This window comes from Streptosporangium sp. G12 (genome assembly GCF_052983175.1).
Window position 1 is genome coordinate 189,181 of sequence record NZ_JBRIQO010000016.1, and the last position, 19,933, is coordinate 209,113.

The window sequence follows — 19,933 nt, forward strand, 5'->3', positions numbered from 1 at the left end:
GCATGAGCAAGGGGAACTCCCGAACGAGTGCCGGGGAGACCGGGCACGCCGAGGAGAACGTCACGACGGAAGCCGTCGTGGGCACGACGGACGCCGGCGCCGGCACGCCGGACGCCTCGACGGCGGGCACGCCGGAGGTGACGCCCACGGCCACCACGGCCACCGCCGCCGCGACCGTCGGCATCACCGAGGCACTGGTCGACGCCAACCCGCTGCGCGACCCGCGCGACAAGCGCCTGCCGCGCGTGGCGGGGCCGTGCGTGCTGGTGCTGTTCGGCGTGACCGGCGACCTGGCGCGCAAGAAGCTGCTGCCGGCGATCTACGACCTGGCGAACCGCGGGCTGCTGCCCCCCGGCTTCTCCCTGGTCGGCTTCGCCCGCCGCGACTGGAAGGACCAGGACTTCGCGCAGCTGGCGCACGACGCCGTCAAGGAGCACGCGCGGACGCCGTTCCGCGAGGAGGTCTGGAAGCAGCTGTCGGAGGGCATCTTCTTCTGCCGGGGCGAGTTCACCGACGACGGCGCGTTCGACGCGCTGTCGATGATGCTCAAGGAGATCGACCAGACCCGGGGCACCGGCGGCAACTACGGCTTCTACCTGTCGGTGCCGCCGAAGTTCTTCCCGGTCGTGGTCCAGCAGCTGAAGCGGACCGGCCTGGCCGACGGCCCCGCCGGATCCTGGCGCCGGGTGGTGATCGAGAAGCCCTTCGGGCACGACCTGCAGAGCGCCCAGGAGCTCAACGCGATCACCAGCGCGGTCTTCCCGGAGAGCTCGGTGTTCCGCATCGACCACTACCTGGGCAAGGAGACGGTCCAGAACATCCTGGCGCTGCGGTTCGCCAACAACCTGTTCGAACCGATCTGGAACCGCAGTTACGTCGACCACGTGCAGATCACGATGGCCGAGGACATCGGCATCGGCGGCCGGGCGGGTTACTACGACGGCATCGGCGCGGCCCGCGACGTGATCCAGAACCACCTGCTGCAGCTGCTGGCCCTGGTCGGCATGGAGGACCCGACGTCGTTCGGGGCCGACTCGCTGCGCAGGGAGAAGGAGAAGGTCCTCAAGGCGCTGCGGCTGCCGTCGGACCTGTCGCTGGCCACCGCGCGCGGCCGCTACGGGTCCGGCTGGCAGGGCGGCGAGCCGGTCATCGGCTACACCCAGGAGGAGGGCATCCCGCCCGACTCGATCACCGAGACGTACGCCGCCATCAAGGTGGAGATCGCCAACCGGCGCTGGGCCGGGGTGCCGTTCTACCTGCGCACCGGCAAGCGGCTCGGCCGCCGGGTCACCGAGGTGGCCGTGGTGTTCCAGCGGGCGCCGCACCTGCCGTTCAGCAAGGACGACACCGAGATCCTGGGGCAGAACGCCCTGGTCATCCGGGTGCAGCCGGACGAGGGCATCACGGTGCGGTTCGGCTCCAAGGTGCCCGGCACCGCGATGGAGGTCAGGGACGTCTCGATGGACTTCGCCTACGGCGAGTCGTTCATGGAGTCCTCCCCCGAGGCCTACGAGCGGCTGCTGCTGGACGTGCTGATCGGCGACCCGCCGCTCTTCCCGCACCAGCGCGAGGTCGAGCTGTCATGGATGATCCTCGACCCGATCGAGGAGTTCTGGAGCACCCAGGGCCCGCCGGAGGAGTATCCCGCGGGCACGTGGGGGCCGGCCTCGGCCGACGAGATGATGGCCCGTGACGGGCGTGCCTGGAGGCGGCTGTAGATGACCAGTTTCATGCTCAGCGGCACGAACGCCTCGAAGATCTCCTCGCAGCTCACCCACCTGCGTCACCAGATGGGCACCCCGGCGGTCGGCATGGTGCTGACCCTGGTGGTGGTCTGCGGCGAGAGCGACCAGTACGACGCGGTCCGGGCGGCGACCGAGGCGGCCAGGGAACACCCCTCCCGGATACTGGTCGTCATCCCCCGCGACTCGGAGGAGCCCAACCGGCTCGACGCCGAGATCCGGTTCGGTGAGTCGACCCCGGGCGAGGTGATCCTGCTCCGCCTGTACGGGGAGCTGACCAGGCACGCCGACTCGGTGGTCAGCCCGCTGCTGCTCACCGACACCCCGGTGGTGGCCTGGTGGCCCAGCGACTGTCCCGAGGTTCCTTCCAAGGACCCGATCGGCATGCTGGCCCAGCGCCGCATCATCGACGCGCGGTCGGCGGCCGACTCGGTCCAGGCGATCACCGGCCGGGCCCGTGGTTACGTGCCCGGCGACACCGACCTGGCCTGGACCCGGCTGACGACGTGGCGGAGCCTGCTGGCCGCCGCGTTCGACCAGCCGGTGGGCAAGGTCAAGCGGGGCACCGTGGAGGCCGTGTCCGGTCATGCCAGCGCCCTGCTGCTGGCGGCCTGGCTCGGCGACCGCCTCGGCGCCTCCGTGAAGGTCTCCGAGTCCCCCGGGCCCGGCCTGACCGCGGTCAAGCTGGTCTCGGCCGAGGGTGACATCACCGTCGTCCGGAGCGACGGCCGCATGGCCACGCTGTCGCGTCCCGGCCAGCCGGACCGCAGGGTCGCCCTGACCCGGCGCCCGACGTCGGAGCTGCTCGCCGAGGAGCTGCGGCGGCTGGACCCCGACGAGATCTACGCGGCCGCGATCAAGCGACTCGCCCAGACCAAGAAGTCCTGAGCCGCGAGTGCCCCGCGGCCACGGCCGCGGGGCACCTCCTTTCGAAAGAGAAGTCCCGTGAGCGTTCCCACCGTGATCACCCACCGCGACGCCGACGTGCTCGCCAAGGCCGTCGCCGCCCGGGTGATCGTCCGAGCCGTCGACGCCCAGTCGGCCAAGGGCTCGGCCCATCTGGTCCTGACCGGCGGGACCGTCGGCATCGCCACCCTCGCCGAGATCGCCGCCTCCCCCGCCAGGGACGCCGTCGACTGGCGCAAGGTGGACATCTGGTGGGGTGACGAGCGTTTCCTGCCGAGCGGCGACGCCGAGCGCAACGAGACCGGCGCCCGCAAGGCCCTGCTCGACCACCTCGACCTCGACCCCGAGCGGGTCCACGTGATGCGCGGCCCCGACTCCGGCATGACCGCCGAGGAGTCGGCCGAGGCGTACGCCGAGGAGCTGCGCCGGGCGGCGCGCCCCGAGGACCACGGCCCGGCCCCGTCGTTCGACCTCATGATGCTGGGCATGGGCCCGGACGGCCACGTCGCCTCGCTGTTCCCCGGTATGCCCGCCCTGTACGACACCCGCCCGGTGGTGGCGGTGCACGGCTCGCCCAAGCCTCCGCCCATCCGCGTCTCGCTGACGCTGCCGGTCATCCAGGGCTCCCGCGAGGTGTGGGTGATCGCCGCCGGCGAGGAGAAGGCGGGAGCGGTACGGCTGGCGCTGTCGGACTCGGGAACCATGCAGGTCCCGGCCGCCGGTGCCCGGGGTCGTCAGCGCACCCTCTTCCTGCTGGACAGGGCCGCGGCCTCCAAGATCCCTTCGAGCCTGAGCCGGATCTCTTCTCCCTGACCCCGGCTCTCGCCGTCGCCGCCCGTGGGCTGTCAGAGCGCCGTCCCTGAGTGCTGGGCGGCGACGGTGTCGATCTCGGCGTGGAGCTCCTTCTTGTCCGCCGGGTCCATCGACGAGGCCTCGACGGCGTTGCGGGCCAGGGTTGTGAGGGTCTCGCGGTCCAGGCCCAGTTTGTCGGCGGCGACGCGATACTCGCGGCTCAGGGTGGTGGCGAACATGGGCGGGTCGTCGCTGTTGAGGGTGACGAACAGGCCCTCCTCGATCATGCGGGGCAGCGGGTGCTCCTCGACGCGGGCGACCTGGCCGGTGCAGACGTTGGAGGTGGGGCAGACCTCCAGGGGGATCTGGGTCTCGCGAAGGTGGGCGACGAGGCGGGGGTCGTCCACGCAGGAGGTGCCGTGGCCGATCCGCTCGGCGCCCAGGAGGTCGAGGGCCTCCCAGATGGTCTCGGGGCCGGTCATCTCCCCCGCGTGCGGCAGGCTGCGCAGCCCGGCGGCGGTGGCGGCGCGGAAGGCGTCCGCGAAGACGTCACGATACTTCGGGCGTTCCTGCTCGATTCCGGCCAGTCCGAAACCTACCAATGCCTGGGGAGGTTCCTGCAGCGCGTGGTCCAGGGTGACCCGGGCCGCCTCGGCTCCGTACTCACCGGGGATGTCGAACACGTACGCCATCCGCACCCCGTGCTCCTCGCGGGAGCGCCGGGCGGCCAGGTCGAGCGCCTCGGTGACCTCCCGCATCGGCATGCCGACGACGTGGTGGGCGTACGGCGTGACGGTCAGCTCGACGTGGCGGCCGTTCTGCGGGGCGAGGTCGGCGGCCAGCCCGAGCACCAGGGTCGCCACGTCCTCCGGCTCGCGGACCAGGGCGTTGACCGCCTGGTAGATCCGGGCGAAGTGCGGGAAGTCGGTGAACCTGTAGAAGGCCCGCAGCTCCTCCTCGTCCGTGGGGACGCCCCCGTCGGGGTGGCGGCGGGCGAGCTCCAGCACGGTGGGGACCGAGGCGGAGCCGATCAGGTGGACGTGGAGCTCGACCTTGGGCAGGGCGTCGATGAAGGCGTCGATCGTCATGCGGGGACCCTACGCACGCCGCCCCCGGACGCGAAAGCCATTTCCCTCAAATCTAACCCTAAAATGTAAGCTTTCCCCGACACGGGGCCGGGAATTGCCGGGGGAGATGTCCTCCCGCTCACCGGCCGTCTGGCGCATAGTGGGGGCAGGCACCTCGACACCCCTCACGGAGGCTTCCCGTGTTCGAGCGCTTCACCGACCGTGCCCGCCGTGTCGTGGTCCTGGCACAGGAGGAGGCCAGGCGACTGCGCCACGGCCACATCGGCACCGAGCACATCCTGCTCGGACTGGTCCTCGAGCAGGACGGCGTCGCCGGTCGCGCCCTGCGGGCCTCCGGCATCAGCGGCGAGCGTGTCAGGAACGACGTGGAGGAGATCATCGGCAGGGGCGACGAGAGCCCCGGCGGCCACATCCCGTTCACCCAGCGCGCCAAGAAGGTGCTCGAGCTGTCCCTGCGCGAGGCGCTCGGCCTGCACCACACCTACATCGGCACCGAGCACATCCTGCTCGGGCTGATCCGCGAGGGCGAGGGCGTGGCCGCCCAGGTGCTGACGGGGCAGGGCGCGCGCCTCGAGGCCGTACGCGCCCAGGTGATCTCGCTGCTCGGGCGGCGCGACCCCGAGCGCGCGGTGACGGCGGAGGAGGGCTTCCACGTCATGGGAGCGACGTTCTCCGCCAGGCTGGAGCGCATCCAGGAGAGCCTGGACCGGATCGAGCGCAGGCTGGACGCCATCGAGACCTCCCGCGACACCGGCGGCGCCTCTCGCGACGGCACCACCACCACCGGCGGAGACGATGGCGACGCCGGTACGCCCCGGGACGATGACGACGTCTCCGGCGTGCCCCGCACCCCGGAGTCCCCGCCCCAGGAGGGGCAGGCCTCCTGAGGCGGGAACGCGGAAGAGTCGGAAGAGTGCGGCCTCCCCGCTTCGGGACCCCTGAGCGATCTCGAAACGGGAAGGCCACGCGATGGGGTCAGCTCGGGGATGCCGTCGCCATCACGCCCACGGCCAGCCTGGCCTCCACCACGCCGGGGTCCTCGGTGTAGCTCAGGGTCGCGCCGAGCGAGACCAGGAGCCTGCGCATGCGCACGTTGTCGGACAGCAGGGTCGCCCTGACCTCGGCGAAGCCCAGGTCGCGGGCCTGGCGGACGAGCATCCCGGCCAGCGCCGTCCCCAGCCCCCTGCCCTGCCAGCGGTCCTCGACCAGGAACGCCATCTCCGCGATGCCGGGATCCGGGGTGAACATCAGGTTGGCGAGACCGACGACCTGGCCGTCGTGTCCGGCGACGATCGAGTGGCCCCGGCTGCGGTCGCAGAGCCGGTCGAAGACCTTCGGCGGCAGCACCGGCATCGAGGTGAAGTAGCGGAACCTGCGGGCCTCCGGCGAGCAGCGGTCGTGCAGGTCGCGTACGGCCTCGCGGTAGAGCCGGGTGAGCGGGCGGACACTGACCTCGACGCCGTCGGAGAGCGTGATCTCGCGGTCGGTCCCGGACTGCTCGACGGGGGGCTGCGCCAGGCGGACGAAGGAGGCCGCGCGGGCGGCCTCGGTCAGGGTGAACGGCAGCTCGGCCCGGCGGATCCTGATCGCGCGGCGCGGTGCCACGGGCACGGTCAGCAGGGTCGGGTCCGGAAGATCGCTCATCTCCGAACCGTAGACCCAGCGGGAGTCGTCGGCGCGCAGCAGCTCCCCCAGCAACTCGGGCAGGCGCCAGGGCGTCATGCGCAGCCGGGAGGCGAGCAGGAGGACGCGGGTGGGCTCGTCGGTCAGCTCGTGGGCGGTGGCGGTGACGACCTGGACCCGGCGCCCGCCGGCGGCCTCCAGCGCCTCGCGCACCGCCTCGGCCCCGGCGGGGATGTCCGTGACGAACTCGTCGACCGTGCCGTCCACGTCGGTCTGCACGCTCAGACCCAGGATGTTGCCACCCTTGGCGGCGAGCGCGGCGGCCAGCGAGGCGAGCCGTCCCGGTCGCTCGTCAACGGTCGTACGAATCCTCAGAAACCCCATCAGAATGCTCCCTCTGTTGGGGGATAGCCTTTCCTGACACTGTTACGGGACTGCTACACATGAGTGAGCCCATCGTTACGTCTAGGAAGATCCTTGTTACGCGGCAGTACGGCGTTTCTGCAACGGTTTCCGTTGACAGGCACACCCAGATAGACGGATATAGCAGGATATGAGGCCATGAGCACGCGCGTTCCCCTGGCTGGGGACTTCGTCAACGGAGACGTCTCCTTCTGGTACCGCTCCCTCGGCATCCCCTCCCCCGGTGCCCCCCTCGCCGGAGACCTCGACGCCGACGTGGCCATCGTCGGCGCCGGCTACACGGGCCTGTGGACCGCCTACTACCTGAAGAAGGCGAGCCCCGGTCTGCGGGTCGTCGTACTGGAGAAGGAGTTCGCCGGGTACGGCGCCTCCGGGCGCAACGGCGGCTGGCTGGTCGGCGAGCTGGCCGGCACCCCCGAGCGCTACGCCAGGACGCACGGCGCGGACGCGGCCAGGCGGCTGCAGCGGGTGATGTTCGAGACCGTCGACGAGGTCGTCGCCGTCGCCGAGGACGAGAAGATCGACGCCGACATCGTCAAGGGCGGCGTCACCACGGTCGCCACCAACACCGCCCAGGACCGGCGGCTGCACCAGTTGCTCGCCCACGAGCGCCACTGGGGCTGGACCGAGGAGGACGTGCGGCTGCTCGACCCCGCCGAGCGGGAGGAGCGCCTGCGGGTGGACGGCGCGGTCAGCGCGATCTGGAGCCCGCACTGCGCCAGGATCCAGCCCGCCAAGCTGGCCAGGGGCCTGGCCGAGACCGTGCGGAACCTCGGGGTGGAGATCCTCGAACGCACCCCGGTCACCGAGATCGCCCCGCGCGAGGCCCGCACGCCGTACGGCACCGTCCGCGCCGAGTACGTCATCCGCGCCACCGAGGGCTTCACCGCCGAGCTGAGGCAGTACCACCGGACGTGGCTGCCGATGAACAGCTCGATGATCGTCACCGAGCCGCTGGGCGCGCTGTGGGACGAGATCGGCTGGGCGGGACACGAGCTGCTCGGCGACATGGCGCACTACTACATGTACGCCCAGCGCACCGCCGACGGCAGGATCGCGTTCGGCGGGCGCGGCAAGCCCTACCTGTACGGATCCCGGGTGGACGACCGGGGCCACACCCACGAGTGGACGATCGAGGCGCTCTGGGAGCTGCTGACCGGGATGTTCCCCGCGCTCCGGGCCTCCCGGGTGGCGCACGCCTGGTCCGGGGTGCTCGGGGTGCCCCGCGACTGGTGCGCCACCGTGCACGTCGACCACACCACCGGCATCGGCTGGGCGGGTGGCTACACCGGACACGGGGTGACCACGACCAACCTCGCCGGCCGTACCCTGCGCGACCTGATCCTGCGCGAGGACACCGAGCTGGCGTCCCTGCCCTGGGTGGGCCGCAAGGTGCGAGGCTGGGAGGTGGAACCGCTGCGGTGGCTCGGCGTGCACGCCATGTACGACCTCTACCGCCGGGCCGACGCCAGGGAGAAGGCGGGGCTCGGCCGCACCTCGGTGCTGGCCCGCGTCGCCGACTCCATCACCGGACGCTGAACCGGCTCATCACCGGACACTGAGAGCATCGCCGTACCCCGAGCACGCCGAGCACGCCGAAAACGCTGAAAACGCCGAGCACGCTGAGACCACGGACGCCGAGGAGAGCCATGACCTGCCCGCCCGCCACCCGAGTGGGAACCGAGTGAACGACATCCTCTTCCGCGGCGGCCGGGTCTTCCTCGCCGCCGACGCCTTCGCCGAGGCGGTGCTGGTCCGGGACGGCCGCGTCGCCGCCGTGGGCGCGGAGTCCGACGTCGTACGACTGGCCGCCCCCGGCCACGAGACCGTCGACCTGGACGGCGGGCTGCTCACCCCCGGCTTCACCGACGCGCACCTCCACCCGGTGCAGGCGGGCCTGGAGCGGGCCAGGTGCGACCTGTCCGCGGTCTACGGCCTGCCGGAGTATCTGGAGCGGATCACCGCCTATGCCGCCTCCCGTCCCGGCCACGAGTGGATCGACGGCGGCGGCTGGGACATGTCGGCCTTCCCCGGCGGCCTGCCGCACCGCTCCCAGCTCGACGTCGTCGACCGGCCGGTCTACCTGATCCAGCGCGACCACCACGCCGCCTGGGTGAACAGCCGGGCCCTGGAGCTGGCCGGGATCACCCGCGACACCCCCGACCCCGCCGACGGCAGGATCGAGCGCGACGCCGACGGCACGCCGAGCGGCGTGCTGCACGAGGGCGCGATGGACCTGGTCGGCCTGCTCACCCCCCGCCCCACGGCGAGGGACCTGCACGACGCGCTGATGGAGGCCCAGGACCACCTTTTCTCCCTCGGCGTCACCGGCTGGCAGGACGCCATCGTCGGCTCCTACGCGGGCTCCGACGACCAGCTGCCCACGTACGTCTCGGCGGCGGCCTCCGGCGCGCTGCGGGCCCGCGTGGTGGGCGCGCTGTGGTGGGACCGGGCGCGCGGCGCCGAGCAGATCCCCGAGCTGCTGGAACGGCGCCGCTCCGCCGAGGGCCTGGAGCGGTTCCGCGCCACCTCGGTGAAGATCATGCAGGACGGCATCACCGAGAACTTCACCGCCGCGGTGATCGAGCCCTACTGCCGCTGCGGCGGCACCGGCCTGTCGTACGTCGACCCGGCGCTGCTGAGGGAGTACGTCGCCGAGCTGGACCGGCACGGCTTCCAGGTGCACTTCCACGCCATCGGCGAGCGGGCCGTCCGCGAGGCGCTGGACAGCCTCGAGGGGACCGACCCGGCCAACCGGCACCACATCGCGCACCTGCAGATCGTCGAGCCGTCCGACGTGCCGCGCTTCGCCGAGCTCGGCGTGACCGCCAACCTGCAGCCGCTGTGGGCCACCCACCACGCCCAGATGGACGAGCTCACCCTCCCCTTCCTGGGCGAGGAGCGCTCCGCCTGGCAGTACCCGTTCGCCGACCTGCGGCGCAACGGCACCCTGTTCTGCGCGGGCAGCGACTGGCCGGTCTCCGACGCCGACCCGATCCAGGGCATGCACGTGGCCGTCAACCGCACCGAACCCGGCGGCTCGGTGCACGCGGGCTACCCGACGGCGCAGACCCCCTTCCTGCCCGGCCAGCGTCTCACCCTGGCCACCGCGCTGACGGCCTACACCGCGGGCTCGGCCCGGATCAACCACGACGACGACGCGGGCACCATCGTCCCCGGCAACCGCGCCGACCTGGTCGTCCTGGACCGCGACCCGTTCACCGAACCGGCCGCCGACATCTGGCGCACCAGGGTCGCCATGACCTTCGTCGACGGCCGGGAGGTCTACCGCCGCTGACCTCTCCCAGCGGTGATCGGTGCGGATGAGGTGATCGGCCGACTCCGGCTCGCCCTGCGACGCATCATGGCTTACGGCCCGGTTGACGCCCGCCCGGCGGCGTCCGGCTGTGACGCCGCCGGGCTCCTGCTCGGTGGTGTTCGTGACTCGGCCGGCCGCCCTCCTCGACGTGATGGCCCGTCACCTCCAGGAGCCCTGAGCATCCGAGCACGACAGGTCTACCGGCGCCGGCCGAGCGGCGTCCGGAACCGTACGGGCAGCCGGTCGAAGCAGATGTGGCGGCCGTTCTCGTAGAAGCGCCGGGGTTCGCCGAAGAGCTCGTAGCCGGGATGGCGGGCCAGCTCGCGCAGGACCACGAGGAACTCGGTGCGCGCGAGCTGGGCGCCGATGCAGAAGTGCACGCCCGTCCCGAAACCGAGGTGGCGTGCGAGGCCCCGGTCGAGCCGGAACCGCTCCGGGTCGGGAAACTCGGCGGGGTCGCGGTTGGCGGCCCCGGCGAGCAGGATGACCCGCGATCCCCGGGGAATGACGACGCCGCCGACCTCGACGTCCCGGGTGGTGAGCCGGGTGCCGTGGTCGACCGGCGTCCAGAGCCGCAGCGTCTCCTCGACGGCGGCGGGCATCAGCTCGGGCCGCTTGCGCAGCCGGTCCTGCAGGCCGGGTTCGCGGGCCAGCTGCCACAGCAGGTGCGACAGGGCGTTCATCGAGGTCTCGTGACCGGCGACGGCGAAGCCGACCATCATGACGTGCAGTTCCTCGTCGGTGACGGGCCTGCCGTCGATCGTCTCGCGGACCAGCGTGGACAGGTAGTCGTCACCCGGTTGTTCCCTGGCCCGGCGGATCTCCTCCTGGAACAGCTCGGCGAACTGCGGCCAGAAGCCCTCCGCGCTCTCGTCGCTCGGCATGCGCGCCCAGGTGTTGCTGGTCAGGTCGCGGATGCGGCGCTGCGCCGCGTCGGTGAAGCCGACCGCGAGCGACACCACGGCGAGCGGCAGCGGCACCGCGAGCTCGGCGACGAGGTCACCGCAGCCCCGCGCGACGATCGGCTCGACCAGGTCCGCGACCAGGCGGCGCAGTTCCGGTTCGAGCTGTCGCGACCGCGCCGGGGTGAACGGGGGTTTCATCAGGGTGCGGAACGCGGTCTGCCGGGGCGGGTCGTACTCCAGCGGCGCGAAGGGCGGCGTGCCCGGGGCGCGGGGGAAGAAGACCCCCGAGGCCGAGCTGAAGGTCTCGTGGTCGCGCAGCGCCGCCTCCACGTCGCGGTAGTGCGACAGGATCCACACGCCGCCGTACGCGCGGGAGAAGGCGACCCGCGACCGGCTGCGGATGCCGCGGTGGACCAGGCAGGCCAGGTCCGGGTCGAAGCGCGGATGGTGGTGGTCGAAATCGGAGATCAGCTGCTCGACGACGTCCTCTTCCCGCTCCGCCTTCACGGCCGCTCCCCCTGGTCGAGGATCGATCGGGCGTCCCACGCGGGAGCCCCGGGGTGCAGGTGGCCGAAGGGATGGACGTCGGCGGGGTCGTAGGTCTCGTCCACGATCCACTTGACCATCCTGCGCAGCGGCTCGATGGCGTCCTGCGGCAGCTCGGCCCGCACCCGGGTGGCGTAGCCGAGGGACACGAGCCGCTGGGCGCCGTAGAGCGGCACGACGTCGCGCAGCTCCCGCTTGAGCGCCTCGGGATAGACGCCCACGGTCTGCGTGTAGGCGTTCATGCCGCGCACCGCGTCCCAGGCCGAGTCGACGGGCACCACGTTGACCACCCGGCCCGACAGCGAGGGGTGGAACTCCACCGGCTCGGGCAGCCGCGAGACGATGACCGCGCCCTCGTCGCGGCGCCCGCCGATCACGTCGTACCAGTCGGCGCTCGCCCGGATCGCGAGCAGGTCGGCGCGCAGCCCCGGGTCGAACCGCCTGGCCGCCGTGCTGACCTGCTCGGGGAGCCGGAGGATCTCCTCGTACAGCAACTTGCCCCAGCGGGCGGCCCGGCCGGGGTCGGTGACGGCGTAGACGACGCGGGCGTTGAAGCAGCCGAGCTGGTTGAGCGCGCCGACGTCCACCGCGGCGAGCCGGGCGGTCTCGGCCATCCGCTCGTCGTCGGCGAACGCCTCGGGGCCGATGACGGTGGCGCTCAGCTTCGGGTCGAGGGAGATCAGCTCCAGGCCCGGCCTGACGTAGCCGGTGACGTGCCGGATGGAGGCCAGCCCGCCCCAGGCCACGATCTTCTCGACGTGGGCCGGCTGGTAGAGCCGCCGCTCGAACGCCTCGGAGCCGCCCTTCCAGTAGACGACCGAGAGATGGCGGGTGAGCGGGTGGTCGGGGGCCATCTCGGCCATGGTCCGCGCGATCGCGAGCGCGGTCAGCGGGTCGTTCGACGGCGTCTTGACGATGGCGTCGCCACGGGTGACGGCGTTGCGGATCACGGTGAGCGCGGCGATGATCGGGCTGTTGCCGGCGATGACGTGCACGGTCCGCGCGCCGAGGGCGCGGACCGCCGCGCGGCCCCCGTCCGCGGTGGGCACCTCGTGCCACCCGTCCAGGTGCCCGGCCCCGACGGTCCGCTCCACCACCGCCCGCACCGCGTCCGGGCGGAACAGGCCGGGAAGCTGCTCGTACGACGCGGCGAGCAGCGGCGGGGTCATGTCCGACCACGTGGCCGACCGTTCGAGGGCCTCCCTCAGCAACGCGTTGCGCGACGGCGCGAGGCGCGGCCCGAGCTCGGCGAGGAAGCCGACGATGTCGTCGACGCGCAGCGCGTTCAGGTCCCGCATGCGCGCCGGGTCGCCCAGCGGCAGCCGGTCGAGCAGGCCCATCGGGTCGGGGGCGAGGAAGGACGCCTCCGATCCCCGGCCGGTGAAGGGGACCAGGCCGGTGTCGACCGTCTCGCCCCGGATGAAGGCCGGGATCGTCAGGTCGGCCCCCGCGGACTCCCGCCGTGCCCGCTCGTTCCCGGCCGGCGTCTCCCCTCGTGTCCGCTCGTCTCCGATCCGGGTCTCCCGCCGTACCCGGTCGCCGCCGATCCGGGTCTCCCGCCGTGCCCCGTCGTTCCCGGCGAGGGTCTCCTCCCGCCCCGCGCTCATGCCAGCGCCCCGTTGAGGAACTCGAGGGCCTCGGTGAGCGCCTCGGGGGTCGCGGCACATGTGATCTTGTCGTCGCCGCCGTTGCCGCCGAACCTGCCGATGGCGGCCGACAGGCTCGGCGTGGTGCGCCCGCACCGGCACGCCGACCAGTCGACCGTGACCTCGTCACCGGAGACGAACCCGCCCCAGTGCACGTCGGCCATGAGGTCGAGGAAGGCCGCCCGGCCCGTCCGCACCCCGCTGCGCGGCAGCGGATCCCCGGTCTCCGGGTCGAGGACGTAGAGGATCACCCAGGGCTCGACGTGGTAGCGCTCCGCGTCGCAGAGCAGGTTGACCGCCATCACCTCGGTCATCGCGTAGCAGAGCCGCACCCGGGGCACCCCGAAGAAACGCCCGACCGGCTCCGCCCAGTCGGCCGGCAGTGCCGTGCCCTTCGCTCCCCCACCGGAGAAGACGAACGAGTCCGGCGCGAAGACGGACTCGATGCCCCGGACCAGCCCGGCGGTCGCCATGGCGTGGTGGACGCTCCACAGGCCGAGCGAGGCCACGCGCCGCCCGCCGAGCGTGTCGGCCAGCTCCTCGACGAACCGCGCCATCCCGGCACCGGTGGCCCGCTGCGCCTCCTCGAACTCCGCGCGGCGCGCCTTCAGCGCCGGCGGGATCTCCAGCCGGTCGACCTCGCCCCTGGCCGCCGCGGCGCGCAACCGGCCGGCGAGGAACATGACGTCGGCGCTGAGCGAGCCGGGGTGCAGGGCGTGGAACCGGTCGGGGGTGTCCGCCATCTGCTCCGCCATCGCGCCCGCGTGCCGGTCGATCCCGCCGCGCCCGGTGCGGAATCCCGGCCAGACCACGTCCACGGGTTCCCGCCACGGCACGCCGTCGGGAAGCGCGTCCAGGCGCACCGTGCGGTACAGGGCCGCGTACTCCTGGCGGGTGTGCGGGACGAACGACATCGTGCCCGACGTACCGGATGAGTGGGCCAGCCGCAGGTCGGTCCGGGCGTCGAGGAGGTCCAGCCACGCGTCGATCGAGTCGCAGCCGGAGAAGTCGACGCCGCCGAGGTCGACGGTGGTGAGCCTGCCGAGCCAGGTCGCCAGCTGGTCGAACCGGTTGTCCAGGAGCAGGGAGACGGGATACGACTTGTAGACCGTGTGCGGGAAGAGCAGGGGCGCCGCGTCGTCCAGCGTCCCGATCTCCCCGATGCGCTGCTCGTCGGCGATGGTGCGCAGCACCGGGATCCGGTCGCGGAGCTCGGCGTAGCGCATCCGCAGCGCGGCGAGCTGCAGCGCGGCCAGCCGGTCGGGGGCGAGCGTGTGCATCCGCCATCGCGAGGGCCCGAAGAAACCGACGGGATCCTCCGCGAACAGGCGTACCTCGGTGTCCGCCGTCATGGGTCACTCCTTCGCTGCTCGGCCAGATAGTCGGTGATGTCGGAGACCGTGGGGCGGTTCCACAGCAGGCTCATCGGCAGGCTGATCCCCAGCCGTTCGGAGAGCGTCCGGCGCAACATGACCGCCAGCAGCGAGTCGACGCCGATCTCCGCGAGCGGGCGCCGCACGTCCACCGCCTCGGGGTCGGTACGCAGGGCGGCCGCGACCGCCCGCCGCACCTCGTTCCGCAACAGGTCCGCGAGGGGGGCGCCGGACAGGTCCCGCCAGTCGGGGCCCTCGTCCGCGCCGGGGACCGGAGGCGGGCCGGGGTCGCCGGCCAGGTCGCGCAGCAGCGGCGGCCGGAGGATGCCGGGGGTGACGGGCAGGACCCGCAGCACCGCCAGCTCGGCGTTGCCGGACGGCCCGCCCGCGACCAGCGACTCCCACGCCAGGAGCGCCTCCGCCGGGGTGATGTCCGCCGTGCCCCGGGCACGCAGCTCCGCGTCGACGACCGCCGAGGAGGCCGACATGCCCAGGCCGCGCCAGCTCGTCCAGGCGAGGGAGAGGACCGTGTCGTCTCCCCCGGCCCGCCGGTGCCTGGCCAGGCCGGACAGGAAGGCGTTCGCCGCCGCGTACGAGGCCTGCCCCGGGAGGCCCAGAAGCTGCCCGGCGGAGGAGAAGAGCACCAGGAAGTCCAGCGTCCCCGGCGGGAACGCCTCGTGGAGCGCGAGCGCCCCGGCCACCTTGGGCCGCATCACCGCCCGCAGCGCCTCCTCGTCGTACGCGCGCAGCAGCCGGTTGTCGACCACGCCCGCCGCGTGCACCACCCCGCGGACCGGTGGCAGGCCGAGCGTGCCGGGGTCGGCCAGCCGGGCGAGGCCGGCGGTGTCGGCTATGTCCGCGGCGACCGTCCGCACGGTGACGCCCCTCGCCTCCAGGGACCTGACCGCGTCGATCGCGTGCCGCGTCACCGGCTCGCAGGCGGCGTCCCACCGGTTCCTGGGAGGAAGGGCGGTACGGCCCAGCAGGAGCAGCCTGCGGGCCCCCCGGTCGGCCAGCCATCCCGCGACGCGCAGGCCGAGGGCGCCCAGGCCCCCGGTGACCAGGTAGGTGGCCCCGGCCCGGCAGAGCGGACCCGGCCGCGCGGGCCGCCGTCCCGTGACACGCTCCCGCGCCTCGGGGCGGTAGGGCACCAGGCGGGCGCCGCTCGCGGCCCCGTGCTCGACGGCGACGACGTCCTCCCTGCACCGGCTCCCCAGCAGCCGGACCAGGACCGAGAGGTCGTCGTCGCCCGGTTTCCCCGGCAGGTCGACGAGACCGCCCCACACCTCGGAGTACTCCGTGGCGGCCACCCGCGCCAGTCCCCACAGCGCCGTCTGCGCCAGTCCCGCCGCGCTCTCCGGCTCCCTGGCCGAGGAGGTGACGCACCACAGCCGGGCCCGGCCCGCCTCGCCCAGCAGCCGCGCGGTCTCCGCCAGGCGCGCGGCCAGCCGGGTCGCGGCCGCCGCGATGTCCTGACCGGTCTCCATCGGGTCCGTCACGGACGGCGCGGGCGGCAGCAGGACGACCGCGTCGTCCTCCGTCAGGCCGGGAAGCAGCTCACGGAGCCCGTCGAGCCCGGCGGGTCCGTCACTCCCGTCATGCCCGTCACGTCCGGGGACCGTGTCGAACCGGATGCCCCGCTGCGTGAGAAGCCCGCCGAGAGCGTGCGCGAGGCCGTCCCCGTCACCCGGCGCCGTGCTCGTGCCTGTTCCGACCAGCACCACCCGATGTGGCGCCACGCCGGGCGCGCCGTCCGGTGACAGGGCCAGCGGTTTCCAGACCACCTCGTGCAGGAGGTCGTCCGTCCTCGCTCCCGCCGCCGGGTCCGGCTCGGGCTCAGGGGTGGTGTAGCGCACCTCGCGCAGGACGGCCACCGTCCGTCCGCCGAGGGTGGCGACGCGGATGTCGACCGTGTCCGGCCCGGTGGTGGTCACGCCGACCAGCACCCTCCGCTCCGCGGGCGGGTCCGTGACCAGGGTCGCCTCGGCGATTCGCACCGGCATGCGCAGCTCGGCGCGGCCCGCCGGGGCGATGGCCGCGACGCCTCCTGCCGAGAACGCGGCGTCCAGGATCGACGCCCAGGTCGGCCGGGGCAGGGTGCCTTCCGGGTCCGCCGCCACCAGCGCCGTCAGCGTGCCCGGGCCACGGCGCAGTTCCTCGATCCGCCAGGGGAAGCCCATCGCCGCCACACCGGCCCCGGCGAGCGTGTCCACCACCCAGCCGGTGTCGACGGCCTCGTCATCCGGCCCCCCGCCCGACCCGTCGCCCGGCGTGCCCGCCGGTTCACCGGCCGGTCCGTTCTCCGGCCCGTCACCCGGCCCGGCGCTCCAGCGGGCCGCCTCCACGTCGCCGGACGCCTCGGGCCCGTCGCCGAGCAGGGCGGCGCAGTGGGTGAGCCACCCTTCGCCGGGATCCCGGTGGCCGTGGTCCGCGCCGGGTTCCGGAAGGCGTTCCCGGCGGCCGGCGCCGAGGCGGGAGGAGAGCCTGAGCGTCCCGTCCTGGTGAACCACCTGGAGCTCGCGCGACACGGCCGTGGTGACGGGCACCCGCATCTCCACCTCCCGCAGGGTGCCCGCCCCGCCCCGCCCGCCCCCCTCGGCCTCGCGGATCGCCGTGGCCGCCTCGAGGAAGGTGTTCAGCAGCACGGCCGCGGGCACGATCTCCGTACCGCGCACGGGATGGGCGCCGGGGAACGGCCGGGTGGAACGGTCCAGCACCGTCCGCCACACATCGGCCCGGGAGGTGGCGAACACCGCCGTTCGCGCCCCCAGCAGGGTGTGACTCTCCGGGACGTGAGGTCTCCCTGCCGTCTCGGGAAGCTCGTGCCCGGCCCAGTGGGGTACGTGCAGCCAGGCGTTCGCCGGCAGGTCGGCGAGCTCGCCCGCCCCCTGGAGCACGGTCCAGTCCACCGGTACGCCATGGCAGTGCAGCAGGGCGACGTTGCCCGCCATGGCGCGGAGCCCGTCCTCGCCACGACGGAGGCTGTGCGCCACGACGGCGTCCTGGATCCCCGCCGACCCGAGCGTCTCCACGATCGAGTGGCACACCACCGGGTGCGCGGAGACCTCCAGGAACGTCCGGTGGCCGTCCTCGGCCGCGGCGAGGACGGCGTTCGCGAAGAGCACCGGGTCGCGCAGGTTGGTCTCCCAGTAGGAGGCGTCCCGCGCGGCCGGGTCGCGGGGGTCGGGCAGCGCGGTCGTGTAGAGCGGGACGGCGGGCCCGGCCGGGCGCAGGCCGGCGATCGCCGCGCGCAGGCCGGCGCGGAGCGGGTCCATCTGCGGGCTGTGGAAGGCGACGTCGGAATCGACCCGCCGGACCTCGACGCCCTCGCGCGCCCAGCGCGCGGTCAGCCCTTCCAGCGCCTCCGGCGTACCGGCCACCACCGTGGAGTACGGCGAGGCGGCGACGGCCGCCGACACCGTGCCGGCGCCCGCCACCCGGCGGGCCACCTCCTCGTACGGCAGCGAGACCATGGCCATCGCCCCGCGTCCGGTGACCCGCGACAGCAGCCGCGAACGGCGGCAGACCAGCCGGGCCCCGTCCGCCACGTCGAGCACGCCGGCGGCCACGGCGGCGGCGATCTCCCCCACCGAATGGCCGATCACGGCCGAGGGCCGGACACCGGCGGAACGCCAGAGCGCGGCGAGCCCCACCTGGACGGCGTACAGCAGCGACTGGACGCGCCCGGTGCCGCCCAGCTCGCCCGCCCGGATCGCCAGGACCGGGGAGAAGCCCATCTCCACCTGGTAGATCGGGTCCAGCCGTTCGATCACCTCCGCGAAGACGGGCTCCGCGGCGAGCAGGTCCCGGCCCATGCCCGCCCACTGGGCACCGTGGCCGGAGAACACCCACACCGGGTCGCGTCTCCCCCGCGGCGGCACCCGGGCGGAGACGACGCCCCGGGGCGTGCCGGGGGTGCCGCGGGCCAGGGAGCGCAACCGGTCGACGAGCTCCGTCCGGTCCGCGGCCACCACGGCCGAGCGGGCCGTCAGGTGGGACCGGTGGCGGGCCAGCGTCCCGCCCACGGACGCCAGGTCGGCCCGGTCATGGGCGTCGAGCCAGTCGGCGAGCCGTCCGGCGGCCAGGCGCACGGCGGCCGGGTTCGCGCTCGACAGCGGGTACACCCGCACCGGCGCGCACCGCGGGACCGGCTCGGGGGCCCGGTCACGGGTCTCCGGGACGTCGCGGGTCTCCGGGAATACGGCGTGGGCTGCGGGGAGGGCGTCCTGGACGGTGCCTTGGACAGTGCCTCGGACGGTGTCTTGGACGTCCTCTTGGAGAACGATGTGCGCGATCGTTCCGCCGTACCCGTATCCGGCGACTCCCACGAGCCGGGGGCGGCCGGTGGAGGGCCACGGCGTCGTCGCGGTGACCAGCCTGAGGCCGTTGTCACCCCATGGAATGGCCGGGTTGGGCCCGGACAGCATCGGGGTGGCCGGGATGACACCGTGCCCGATCGCGAGCACCGCCTTGATGAACCCCGCGACCCCGGCGGCGGCCTCGAGGTGCCCGATGTTGGACTTCACCGCGCCGACCAGGCAGGGGCCCGCGGTCGCGCGGCCGGCGCCGAGCACCGAGGCCAGCGCGCCCGCCTCGACGGGGTCGCCGACCGGCGTGCCCGTCCCGTGGGCCTCGACGTAGTCGACCGTGTCCGGGCCGACGCCCGCGCTCCGGTAGGCGCGGCGCAGGAGATGCTCCTGGGCCTCGCGGCTGGGAGCCATGATGCCCTCGGTCCGGCCGTCCTGGTGCACGGCGCCACCGATGATCACGGCGAGGACCCGGTCTCCGTCGCGCCGGGCGTCGCCGAGCCGCTTGAGGACCACGACCCCGGCTCCCTCGCCCCGCCCGTACCCGTCGGCCCGCGCGTCGAACGCCTTCGAGCGCCCGTCGGGGGAGATCGCTCCCGCGGCGTCCAGGACCACGCTGTATCCGGGGCCGGCCAGCACCACGACCCCACCGGCGAGCGCGAGCGGGATCTCGCCGAGCCGAAGGCTCTGGCACGCCTGGTGGATCGCCACCAGGGAGGACGAGCAGGCCGTGTCCAGCGCCACGCTCGGGCCGCGGAGATCGAGCGCGTGGGACACGCGGTTCGCGACGCCGCAGTGCGAGGCGCCGACCCCCGTCCACGCCTCGATCCGCGGCAGGTCCTCCAGCAGCCGGCGCCCGTAGTCGTCGGCGGCGACGCCGGCGAAGACGCCCGTGTCGGATCCGGCGAGGTCCGCGGGCGGGATGCCGGCGTGCTCCAGCGCCTCCCAAGCGACTTCGAGAAGGATGCGCTGCTGGGGGTCCATCAACCGCGCCTCACGCGGCGAGATGCCGAAGAATTCGCTGTCGAATCCTGATATGTCGGCCAGGAAGCATCCGCGAGCCGTGGTCCGGCGGAGGACCGCCGCGTCCTCGGGGCCGCGGTCCGCGTAGCGCGCCCACCGGCCGGAGGGAACCTCGCCGACCGCGTCGCCCTCGTCGAGCAGGAATCTCCAGAAAGCCGCCGGGGAGTCGATCCCCGCGGCGAACCGGCATCCCAGGCCGATCACCGCTATCGGTTCGTGGATGGTGGGCACGCGAGCCTT

11 protein-coding genes and 1 pseudogene are annotated in these 19,933 nt (G+C 73.4%); 6 read left to right on the forward strand and 6 right to left on the reverse strand.

Annotated features, from left to right (window positions below):
• The first annotated feature begins 2 nt into the window (after window positions 1-2).
• Genes zwf through pgl form a run of 3 tightly spaced genes read left to right on the forward strand, consistent with a single transcriptional unit; the run spans window position 3 to window position 3,461 of the window.
• Window positions 3-1,718: a glucose-6-phosphate dehydrogenase gene (gene zwf, locus ACVCAG_RS24740; protein ID WP_440085000.1), complete on the forward strand. Its 1,716-nt coding sequence runs from the start codon at window positions 3-5 to the stop codon at window positions 1,716-1,718.
• Complete coding sequence (locus ACVCAG_RS24745; RefSeq protein WP_440066029.1) at window positions 1,719-2,630, forward strand: glucose-6-phosphate dehydrogenase assembly protein OpcA; 912 nt, start codon at window positions 1,719-1,721, stop codon at window positions 2,628-2,630.
• Between the two features lie 57 nt (window positions 2,631-2,687).
• Window positions 2,688-3,461 (forward strand): 6-phosphogluconolactonase, encoded by a 774-nt coding sequence (gene pgl, locus ACVCAG_RS24750; RefSeq protein ID WP_440085001.1) that lies wholly within the window; start codon window positions 2,688-2,690, stop codon window positions 3,459-3,461.
• Window positions 3,462-3,493: 32 nt separating this feature from the next.
• Here the strand turns inward: pgl and add are convergent, their stop codons facing one another.
• Window positions 3,494-4,528 carry an adenosine deaminase gene (gene add / locus ACVCAG_RS24755; RefSeq protein ID WP_447190351.1) on the reverse strand — a complete coding sequence of 345 codons (1,035 nt, stop codon included), beginning with the start codon at window positions 4,526-4,528 and terminating at the stop codon, window positions 3,494-3,496.
• Window positions 4,529-4,707: 179 nt separating this feature from the next.
• On the opposite strand from add, the pseudogene ACVCAG_RS24760 reads away from it, so the two are divergent.
• Window positions 4,708-5,133, forward strand: a pseudogene (locus ACVCAG_RS24760) (Clp protease N-terminal domain-containing protein); the annotation flags it as partial.
• A 370-nt stretch (window positions 5,134-5,503) separates the two neighbouring features.
• Here ACVCAG_RS24760 and ACVCAG_RS24765 read toward each other — a convergent pair.
• Entirely contained in the window at window positions 5,504-6,535 is a 1,032-nt protein-coding gene (locus ACVCAG_RS24765) for a GNAT family N-acetyltransferase (protein WP_440085003.1), read from the reverse strand.
• A gap of 177 nt (window positions 6,536-6,712) precedes the next feature.
• Here ACVCAG_RS24765 and ACVCAG_RS24770 point away from each other — a divergent pair, with 177 nt between their 5' ends.
• Entirely contained in the window at window positions 6,713-8,113 is a 1,401-nt protein-coding gene (locus ACVCAG_RS24770) for an FAD-dependent oxidoreductase (RefSeq protein ID WP_440085004.1), read from the forward strand.
• Between the two features lie 145 nt (window positions 8,114-8,258).
• The gene (locus tag ACVCAG_RS24775; protein ID WP_447190352.1) at window positions 8,259-9,872 is read left to right on the forward strand and encodes an amidohydrolase; all 1,614 of its coding nucleotides are present in this window, start codon (window positions 8,259-8,261) and stop codon (window positions 9,870-9,872) included.
• Between the two features lie 218 nt (window positions 9,873-10,090).
• Here ACVCAG_RS24775 and ACVCAG_RS24780 read toward each other — a convergent pair whose 3' ends face one another.
• From ACVCAG_RS24780 to ACVCAG_RS24795, 4 genes are read right to left on the reverse strand one after another with little or no spacing between them, the layout of a single operon-like run.
• Window positions 10,091-11,305, reverse strand: a complete 1,215-nt coding sequence (locus ACVCAG_RS24780; protein WP_440085006.1) for a cytochrome P450 — start codon at window positions 11,303-11,305, stop codon at window positions 10,091-10,093.
• On the reverse strand, window positions 11,302-12,951 hold the full coding sequence (locus ACVCAG_RS24785; protein ID WP_440085007.1) for an acyl-CoA reductase: 1,650 nt from the start codon (window positions 12,949-12,951) through the stop codon (window positions 11,302-11,304). Before ACVCAG_RS24785 ends, ACVCAG_RS24780 begins: the two co-directional genes overlap by 4 nt.
• Entirely contained in the window at window positions 12,948-14,342 is a 1,395-nt protein-coding gene (locus ACVCAG_RS24790; protein ID WP_440085008.1) for a hypothetical protein, read from the reverse strand. The genes ACVCAG_RS24785 and ACVCAG_RS24790 overlap by 4 nt, the downstream gene beginning before the upstream one ends.
• The gene (locus ACVCAG_RS24795) at window positions 14,339-19,924 is read right to left on the reverse strand and encodes a type I polyketide synthase (protein ID WP_447190353.1); all 5,586 of its coding nucleotides are present in this window, start codon (window positions 19,922-19,924) and stop codon (window positions 14,339-14,341) included. The genes ACVCAG_RS24790 and ACVCAG_RS24795 overlap by 4 nt, the downstream gene beginning before the upstream one ends.
• Between the last annotated feature and the right edge of the window lie 9 nt (window positions 19,925-19,933).